The sequence below is a fragment of the Veillonella sp. genome, from assembly GCF_015058545.1.
Taxonomy (GTDB): Bacteria; Bacillota; Negativicutes; order Veillonellales; family Veillonellaceae; genus Veillonella_A.
In genome coordinates this window covers 1-9,463 of sequence record NZ_SVCB01000050.1, presented here as the reverse complement: position 1 = coordinate 9,463, position 9,463 = coordinate 1, and the positions used below count along the sequence as shown (strand labels likewise).

Genomic DNA, 9,463 nt, shown 5'->3' with positions numbered 1-9,463 from the left:
CTTCACATAAGACGGCGGAATGCAAACAGAAGCGGTTTCAAATTCCACCGCTTCTTCCACCAATTGCTGGATAGCGGACCAATCGGCCGTCGCTTTCAATAAAGTATGGTCCACATGTTTTAAAATTTCTCGTCCCGTATAACTCATTACTACTGCTTTGCCGCTCATACGCCACCCCGCATCATATTAACTTTATATTGTAAAAAATTGACGCCACCGATATTATCCCGGTAGCCTGAAAACTACTAAATAAACTAACTGCGCTTACGCCGACAGTACCAAATACCGTCTTAGAAGAATGACCTCTTAGAAGAACGACATCTGTTCACCCGATGCTTCTTCTTTTACCTTTTCACGACGATCTTCCGTAATAAAGGATTCCTTAGCAAGGCCAATGTTCGCCAATAATTGGTCCATAGATTGAACGCCACGCTTTTTAGCCGCCGCAATGGCTACCTGCGCACAAATTTCCGCATCATCCAAAGCATAGTGATGTTTGAACTCATAGCCTAAATACGCAGCCAACGTATTTAATTTATGGTTTTGCAAATCAGGCCATACGCGTTTGGAGATTTTGACGGTACAGGTGTAATCAAGTTCCGGCCATTCAATATTATAATGGTCTAACGTGGCTCGCAATACGCCGATATCGAACTTCGCATTATGGGCGATAACTAATTTACCTTTCAAGTGATTTTCGTAAATAGCGGGCCATAATTTATCAAAAGTTGGTTTATCCATTACGTCTTTCGGTAAAATCTCATGAATGGCGATACATTCTTCATCAAACTGCATAAACGGCGGTTTAATGAGACTGTAACCGCGTTTGGTAATCTGACCGTTTTCAACGGTTACTACAGCTAACGAACAGGCACTATTGGCATATTTGTTGGCTGTTTCAAAGTCAATGGCAACAAAATTTAACATATGTAAACTCCTTTTATTGTGAATTAAATAATCAATCTACGTTTATTTTCAGGCAATTATAAGACCAATACACCTTCTCGTTATGTCATATCACATGACAAGTGGAGGCCTTATTCTATGCCACTACTATATCGAAACATCTACCCTTTATTATACTCCATATGATAGGTTTTATCATCTGTTTATACGTAAAAAAAGATTTTTTACAATCGAAAAAGCACGTCTCGTGCTCGCTACGTATTAATACAAAAACACCGTAAACAGTTCGCATAGCTCTCTCTTCTATGCAAGCCGCCTTACGGTGTATTGTGCAATATTTTTTAACAGTAATTCTATATAAACTTCCCTACGAGGGAAGGTGCCCTATTAAGTCTTTCAGTATATATCTATGTAAAAGCCGGTGGCTGAGGTCATATCAAAGGCAACTGTGTGCCTGTTTTACTTCGATTTTAAAACAACTTGTTCGTTCTTATTTAATCAATAAGTGTGGGTTTTTCATTTCCATGAAGGCATAGGTCCCCGGCGCAATCATGAGTAAATCACGATCTTGTTGATTCAAGGTTTGACGGATTTCGCTGTCACGATTAGCCAAAATTTTGTGGAACCACTTAGGGTCAATCAATACACCGGTGCCGATGGCGGCAATATCGGAGTATTTGAGCGCCACTTCCACGTCTTCACGGGTATGAATATCACCTACGGAAATTAGCGGTAAACGACCGTCGATTTTTTCATACACATATTGCAACATAGATTTGTCAGCGTATTTTTCTATATCCGTAGCACGATCATAGCGCGTCAGGGAAATATGGAGATAATCAAGTTCTTTATCAGCCAATTTATCTACAAGCCACAAGGTTTCTTCCAAATTGAAGCCCGGATCGGTTTCTTCACGTGGGGAGAAACGATAGCCTACGATAAAGTCTTTTTGACCCGATTCTTTTACCACTTCGATAACACCATCCACAACACGTTCAATGAAGGTGTAGCGTTTTTCCATGGAACCGCCCCATTTATCGGTGCGACGATTGGAATGTGGTGAAAAGAACTGATGCAACAAGTAATGGTTGGCACCGTGAAGTTCAACGCCGTCAAAACCGGCTTTAATAGCACGAACCGTCGCCTTTTTGAAGTTTTCAATGATTTCTTCAATTTCATCGTTAGTCAGTTCACGAGGCACTTCGGAGCCTGCGCGGCCTGCCGCATAAGCACTCGGCGCTACCGGTTGTTCACCGCCCAATGTTTTGCGATCAGACATACGACCGGCGTGGAAAATCTGAAGAATCGCTTTCGTGCCGTTTTCTTTCATGGTCGCTGCTAATTTGGAAAGGCCGGGAAGGAATTTATCGTCATACACACCAAGCTCTCCGGTCCAACCAAGACCGTTTTCTTGGATATTGGCAACGCCTGTAATGAACAAGCCCGCACCGCCGGTACGCATACCGTAGTACGCAATTTCATCGCCCGTTACCGAGCCGTCATAATAACTCATACGGGTTGTCATCGGCGGAATGGCCAAACGGTTTTTCAATACAACACCATTTCGTAATTTTACCTGTTCCGTTATCTGTTTCATCTAAAAATCTCCTTTATTGCTGACAATGACCGCTATTCGTGTGTCATCCTATTAACCGGTTATGATGACTACTTAGCGCCATCTGTTCTCTATCTAAACAATAGTTTCACCTATTGGAATTTTAACCACAAGCATGCTCGTCTTTCTATATGCATGCTCATGCATGTATCTATGTAAAAAAATATATGTAAACAACCTAAGCAGTAATCACGTCTCATTACTGCTTAGATTGGAATTACCAAACGCAACTTACAGCGCCTACTATCATCAATGCTGTAGTCCGTTATTGGTAATACGTCTGTAGCACTTCCTCTACTACAGCTTGTGCTTCTGTCAAACGCTCCATGCCACAATCCGTAATGGCAATGTATACGCCACGTTTATCACAGTCGCAATCAACCCGTCGAATAGAACCGCAATGGCTGCCTTCCATACGAACGATCATACGCGACATAGCGCTTTGACTAAGCCCCATATACTCTTGCAATATATTTAAACGCATTTTCTTTTCTTCGCTGTGCGCCAAGAAATATAATACGTAATACCCGTTTAATGTTAATGATGTTTTTGCTTCTAACGCTTTACTTAAAGCATCGGTAATTTCTTTAATACGTCTTAAATCGGCTAACCACCGATTCATGAATACCATGTATTCACCTCCTCTAAATGCATGCACATGCATTTACTTTGTTTAGTATAAAGCATGTTCTAAAAAAATGCAACCCCTAAATTTAAAATTTTCAATATTTTCTAAACTTAGGGGCTGCCAAGCCTTATATATTCAGTTATTTGGCGTATTAGACTATTTAAAAGCCGGTTTACGATCCTGTCTCTTATTCTATTTTAAAATCGGTACCGTGTAGGAGCCATGAGGCATGAGTAGGATTTCTGCGTCTTTACCCACTTTTGCTTCGGCCAACTTAAGTGCTTCTTCTAAGGAGTGAACCGGTGTGAAAAAGGCTTTACGAGCGTAGTCGTCATCGAGGCTGGACATCAAATAGAAGTCCGCTTTTTTCATCAAACGGGTCACGGCATAGGCTTTATGACGACCGATTTGGAAATCGTGACGCACGGAGTCTTCAATGGCTTGAATGGAATGGAAATCATTCACGGTTTGGTCAAAAATCGGCGAACCGGAGCCTTCACGGCATTCAGCCAATAAGATTACCACACCGCCCGGTGCTACCGCACGTACTGCATTATCCATGGTCTTTTGGGACTGGTAAATATTAATATCCTTCGGATAACCGCCGGTTGAGGCAATAACAATCGGTGCCTGACGGTCAATTTCAATACCGTTTTGTTTATTTACAAAATCGCAAGCTGCTTTATGAGCCGTAATATAGTGACCCGCAAATACGCCGGTAAATTCTTTTTCACCACTTAAAACAACGTTTAACAAGAAGGTTGGCGGACACATAGCTACACCTTCCAGTTGGTCATCATAAATAGGATTGCCTTCCAAATGACCGATAGTCGCTTTATCATCGAGCATTAAACTGTGGTTTTGACGAATCGTTTCATATGACGCTACGCCCGGCAAAATGGCTTTACGACCGCCGCCGAAGCCGGCGAAGAAATGATGGACCACGGAGCCGGTACAAATAATATGGTCCGCTTCCACTACATGGCGATTGAGCCATACATCGGTGCCAAATGAAGTGGTACCGACATGGATAAAATCTTCTTTCTTTTTAGCGCTGGAGTTGTACATAGCCACACGGCCGGCTGCTTCCATCCCCACTTCGCTAATCATTTCGGCCTCTGTCATGTCACGATGTGTCCCTAAAGCGAAAACTATCTTGATATTTTCATCAGGAATCCCCACTTCGTTCAATTCATCAAGAATAATCGGCATGAAAACATGGGTGTTGGCAATACGGGTTGTATCGTTGGCGATGATGGCAACGGTTTCACCGGCTTTAAATAATTCCTTGAACGGTTTAGAATCGATAGGATTAGCCAATGCTTCCTTAATGGCTGCTACCGGATCTGCAATAACCGGCGTTTCCGCCATGTGCAATTCACCGATAATGCGTTTTTCATCCAACGTACACTCCACCATTTGATCGCCATAGTGAAAAGAATAAGTTTTCATGTGTAAAACCTCCGTTTTAATAGCTTTATTACACTTACACCAGTAATGTATATGTCTCCGTGTCCTGATAGCGCCCCTGTTTGATGCCAACTTCAGGAACTTTGCCGGAAAATGTAAAGTTAAATTTATTATGCAATGATACACTCGCCTCATTGCCAGCCGTAATAACGGACACCACGAGATGTATGGAATCATCGTCTTTGGCCATTTGCAAAATATCCCCCATCAAGCGACCGGCTACGCCCTTACCACGATAATTGGGGTCGATGTATATGGATAGTTCCACCGTGCTGGCATAGGCCTCTTTGCTACGATATTCGGATAAGGTAGCATAACCGCAAACCTTGCCGTCGATTTCAGCCACCAAGAGCGGATGTTTTTTGATATTATGGGCTTCAAACCAACTTGTCCACTCTTCAATGGTTCGCGGCTGAATATCCAGTGTTGCTACACCGTGCACCACTTCGTAGTTGTAAATGTCTAATAAAGTGGGAATGTCTTTGCGTTCGCCACGGCGCACTGTAATCTCTGCTTTCATGTAAAGCACCTCTTCTTCTCAAGTTTGTTATAAACAATTATAGCACATGAACGCGTAATTAGGGACGAAAGGTTGTTATACCGGTTTCCTAAGGTGTAAAAAATAAAAGGGCCTGACCAATTACTCAGCCAAGCCCTAATATAACTATATTAAATTATTATTTTGCAAGCGCTGCTTCCAATTTAGCCAAACGTGCTTTTAGTTCGTCGTTATCGGCTTGTAAAGATTGAATGTTTTTATCTTGGGCAGCCAACTTCTGATCTTGAGCTTCTAATTTATTAGCCATTTCGGTTTTGCTCATATTATTATATGGCGAAGATTCACCAAATTTGAAGGAGACGCCGGCATTGTACATGTCATCGCCACTGCCGATGGATGCGGCAATGTTGAACATAATATCTTGGTTAGGACGATAGAAGGCACCTACAGCAGCTGCTTTTTCACCTTTATAACCACCCATACCTACGGCAAAAGATACTTTTTCATTAGAATCAAAATCTAACGGATGTAAAGCGGCTAGGGCAGCCGAACCGGCAGCTACTTTATTGATTTCTGTTCCCAAACGAGAAATTTGCTGACTGTTGCTCATCGTTTGAGCTGCTACACTATCGATGGATTCTTGTAATTGATCGCGAACGGAAACAACCTGGCCTACAGTAGCGGCAGCATTGGAACCGGCTACTAATGGGGATTCGCCTACATTGCTGATAACCTGGCCGTTCGCATTAATGCCTTCGGTAGTAATGTAAGTATTACCGCCTACAGTGATGCTATTTTCTACTATAAGATTAGCCGGTACATCATTAGTTGCCGTTGTGCCGGAGCTTGCCCCTGCACTGCCGGTATTGCCCGCATTACTGCCATTATCTGTATTGCCGGTATTATCATTGTTATCTGTGTTGCCTGTATTACCTGCAGTGCCGGTATTATCGCTATCATCTGTGTTGCCTGTATTACCGGTGTTATCGGCTGATCTGTCTTCGCCCGGATTAGTAGCACCTGGATTGGTAGTACCTTGATTACTGCCTTGTCCGCCAGATGAATTATTGTTGTTAACTAAATTAGTAACTGATTCGTCAATCTTATCTACACGTTTTGTAAGATCAGTGATATTTTGGTTTATGACATTATTAAATTCAGTTACCTTAGTAACTACAGTTTTTAACTGAGCCACGTTAACGGCATCCGTATCGGCACTACCGGCCGCTACGTTAATGATTTGACGTGTTTGAGCTTGTCTAATAAGGTTTCCGTTTTTATCATAAACGGCAGAGCGGCCTACACTTACAGCACCTTCGGTCGATTTATAGGTAGCCAAAATGGAGTTTTTAGCGGCAACACTATCTTCATTTATGTTATTTGCGGCTTCAAAATCGTTTAACTTACTACTAGCATCTTTTTGTGCCGCATCCCATGCCTGTAGAGTATTATAATCTGCCTGACGCGCCGCTTCATCAGCATACGTTGTAGTAGTCATTTTGGCTAGTTGCTGATTATAGCCCTGATAATATGCCATGTAAGTCTGACGTAACCGTTTCCATTCACTATATGTATCGGCCGATATATTATTATTGTTGTAAAAATCAGTGACCGCCTTAATAACCGTTGCATCTCCGCTGGCTTTAGCTAGTGCTATATCATTCGCTCTTGCATCACCATAACGTAGACTCAAATCAGCAGTAAAATTCTTATCAAATGGAATATAGCCATACTTACCAAATGTGCGATCCGCTACGGCTCTATCACCTAAAGCAACTGCACCGCCTCGATGAAGATCATAGGTAGCACCACCAATAGTAGTCCCGTTACCAAGTGCTGTACCGCCATTCAATGCATTAGAGCTATCCCCTATAGCAACACCACTATTATTAGATCTCGCATTATAGCCAAAAGATGTCCCGTCAACGGCTAAAGACGAATTACCAACAGCAGTAGCATAATCATTAGAATAACGTTTTTGTAACGTTGAACCGGTATTAAATCGGGAGGCCGTTGCACCGTTACCAATAGCTATACCACCGCCGGCTTTGGAATTAATCCCAATTACAGTGACTGAGTTAACACCAAAGTTATTACTACCAACCACCACTGATGACGACCAACCTTCATTTGAGTACCCAATACTGGTTGCTCCATTATTGGCAAAATTATCAAAACCAATAGCCGTCGTAATCATTTTATTTAAATCTGCAATTGTATTAGGTTTATTCACCTCTGTATTCGTCAAATCAAGTTTTTCCGCCGAAACGAATGAATAACTGCTGATTAATGCCAATAAAGTTGCTGTAACACGTAGCGAAGCTTTCTTTGTATGCTTAGATAACACTAATTTTTGTTTTAACATAATCCCACCCCTAAAATTTCCCAATTCAATACCTATCGAATTAAAAGTAAGAGTAAATTTTAATGAAATCTTCATTAACCCTATCAATTAACCACTATATTAATCCATTATTTTATCAATTGCAACACTTCAAACGTTTAATAGACTCCATTTCAGTCCATTTTCAATGAATTTTATTCCATTCAGGTAAAACTATACCAATTGTGTATATTTGATGAATTTTGCATCTTTCATTGATTTTATAAAGTTTAACGAAACGTTAAATAAAACAATATTACACGATTATGATAAAAATTAGACTATATCAAAGTCTCATTCAAATTTGATATACCAACTAGCTCCAGGGGTTTTATTGCATTAAAGGGCTAAATAACTAAAAATTCCGAGCAACCTAAATTAGATTACTCGGAATTTATTCTTTCTGCTATTAATAGCATATTAAATTAGTTTTTTAAGGACTACTTATACAATTTTACTTAGCAATAGCTGCTTCCAATTTAGCCAAACGAGCTTTCAATTCGTCGTTGTCGGCTTGTAAAGAAGCAATATTCTTATCTTGCGCTTCTAATTTATTAGCCATTTCGGTTTTGCTCATATTGTTATATGGCGAAGATTCACCGAATTTGAAGGAAACACCGGCATTATACATGTTGTCGTTGTTACCTACAGCGGTAGCAAAGTTAAACATGATGTCATTGTTCGGACGATAGAACGCACCGATAGCAGCGGCTGTTTCACTCTTATAAGCACCCATACCAACAGCAAAGGTCAATTTTTCATTAGAATCAAAATCTAATGGATGTAAAGCGGCTAACGCAGCAGCACCGGCAGCAACTTTGTTAACTTCTGTTCCCAAACGAGAAATCTGTTGGCTGTTATTCATGGTTTCAGAAGCCACGTTATCGATAGATTTTTGTAATTCATCACGAACGGTTACCACTTGGTTAACGGTAGCTGCATTATGAGAACCGGAAACTAAATCAGATTCGCCAACGTTTTGAATAACTTGGTTATTGGCATTGATGCCTTCGTTGGTAATGTAAGTGTTGCCACCAACGGAAATGCTGTTTTCAACTTTGAGGTCTTTGTTCAAAGAAAGGCTAAAATCATTTTTACCGTTTTCTTTAACTTGGATGTTGCCGTCACCGGTAATTTTAGTTGGAGTAACTAAACCATTAACTTGACCTAAAGCATCTTTCAATTGACCTTCCGTAGCGGCACGGTCGGCTTGAACTTTAGTAGGATCCCAAGTTGTATTAGTAAGACCGGTAATAGTGCTGGCACCATCTTTAGTACCAATGGAAACATCACCAGCCTTAATGGTGTCGCCGAGGCTTACTTTAAGACCCTTACTTGCATCTTTAGGGTCAACAGCACTGACTACTACACCGGTATCTGTGTCACCATCAATATTCAAATTACCTTCACCATTAAAAATATTTTTAATAGAGTTATCAATTTTGTCGACACGATTATTAAGATTATTAATTTTAGTTGTGTTTTCAGCAATCTTATCACTGTTTTCGCTTACTTTAGTGGCTACTGTTTTTAACTGAGCTACGTTAACAGCATCGGTATCTTCAGTACCGGCAGCCACGTTGATAATCTGACGGGTTTTTCCATTAGCGCCTACGCTAACAGCACCGTAAGTGGATTTATAGGTAGATAAGAGAGAATCCTTGGCTGTTACATCAGATTCTAAAATATTATTTTTCTTTTCATAAGCGTCTAAAGCTTTTATAGCCTTTATTTTGGCGCTTTCTAATTTCATTAAGGTATTAAAATCCTCTTGACGATCATCTTCAGTCGCATAGGTTTTTTCTGTCATTTTAGCCACCCAATGATCTGCACCCATTTTCTTGGACAGAAGTAATTAAGCAACTTTTTGGGAATGGGTCCGGTATTCTACCGGACTCATTCCTTTTAATTTAAGTTTGATACGTTTAGTATTGTAATAGTCTATGTAATCTCTTAGTTTAT

8 protein-coding genes are annotated in these 9,463 nt (G+C 40.7%); all 8 read right to left on the bottom strand.

The genetic code is table 11. The features are described 5' to 3' along the window. Nucleotides 1–306: 306 nt before the first annotated feature. A complete protein-coding gene (locus E7204_RS03085; protein ID WP_295181443.1) occupies nt 307–927 on the bottom strand; it encodes a 3'-5' exonuclease in 621 nt (206 codons plus the stop codon). A gap of 469 nt (nt 928–1,396) precedes the next feature. Further along, nucleotides 1,397–2,503 (bottom strand): NADH-dependent flavin oxidoreductase, encoded by a 1,107-nt coding sequence (locus E7204_RS03080; protein WP_295181441.1) that lies wholly within the window; start codon nt 2,501–2,503, stop codon nt 1,397–1,399. 283 nt (nt 2,504–2,786) lie between these two features. After that, nucleotides 2,787–3,152 (bottom strand): hypothetical protein, encoded by a 366-nt coding sequence (locus E7204_RS03075; RefSeq protein ID WP_295181439.1) that lies wholly within the window; start codon nt 3,150–3,152, stop codon nt 2,787–2,789. Nucleotides 3,153–3,341: 189 nt separating this feature from the next. Next, nucleotides 3,342–4,601, bottom strand: coding sequence for a nickel-dependent lactate racemase (gene larA, locus E7204_RS03070; RefSeq protein ID WP_295181437.1), 1,260 nt, complete (start codon nt 4,599–4,601; stop codon nt 3,342–3,344). Nucleotides 4,602–4,635: 34 nt separating this feature from the next. Further along, on the bottom strand, nt 4,636–5,139 hold the full coding sequence (locus tag E7204_RS03065; protein ID WP_295181435.1) for a GNAT family N-acetyltransferase: 504 nt from the start codon (nt 5,137–5,139) through the stop codon (nt 4,636–4,638). A gap of 157 nt (nt 5,140–5,296) precedes the next feature. Further along, nucleotides 5,297–7,483, bottom strand: coding sequence for a YadA-like family protein (locus E7204_RS03060; protein ID WP_295181433.1), 2,187 nt, complete (start codon nt 7,481–7,483; stop codon nt 5,297–5,299). Between the two features lie 472 nt (nt 7,484–7,955). Beyond that, on the bottom strand, nt 7,956–9,311 hold the full coding sequence (locus E7204_RS03055) for a YadA-like family protein (protein WP_295181431.1): 1,356 nt from the start codon (nt 9,309–9,311) through the stop codon (nt 7,956–7,958). Nucleotides 9,312–9,356: 45 nt separating this feature from the next. Then, nucleotides 9,357–9,463, bottom strand: a 107-nt coding sequence (locus E7204_RS03050; protein WP_295181121.1) for an IS3 family transposase, incomplete at its 5' end; no start/stop codon positions are given.

Coding starts and splice junctions, on each gene's coding strand:
- E7204_RS03085 (WP_295181443.1), bottom strand. CDS start 927: ATGTTAAATTTTGTTGCCATTGACTTTGAAACAGCCAACAAATATGCC.
- E7204_RS03080 (WP_295181441.1), bottom strand. CDS start 2,503: ATGAAACAGATAACGGAACAGGTAAAATTACGAAATGGTGTTGTATTG.
- E7204_RS03075 (WP_295181439.1), bottom strand. CDS start 3,152: ATGGTATTCATGAATCGGTGGTTAGCCGATTTAAGACGTATTAAAGAA.
- larA (WP_295181437.1), bottom strand. CDS start 4,601: ATGAAAACTTATTCTTTTCACTATGGCGATCAAATGGTGGAGTGTACG.
- E7204_RS03065 (WP_295181435.1), bottom strand. CDS start 5,139: ATGAAAGCAGAGATTACAGTGCGCCGTGGCGAACGCAAAGACATTCCC.
- E7204_RS03060 (WP_295181433.1), bottom strand. CDS start 7,483: ATGTTAAAACAAAAATTAGTGTTATCTAAGCATACAAAGAAAGCTTCG.
- E7204_RS03055 (WP_295181431.1), bottom strand. CDS start 9,311: ATGACAGAAAAAACCTATGCGACTGAAGATGATCGTCAAGAGGATTTT.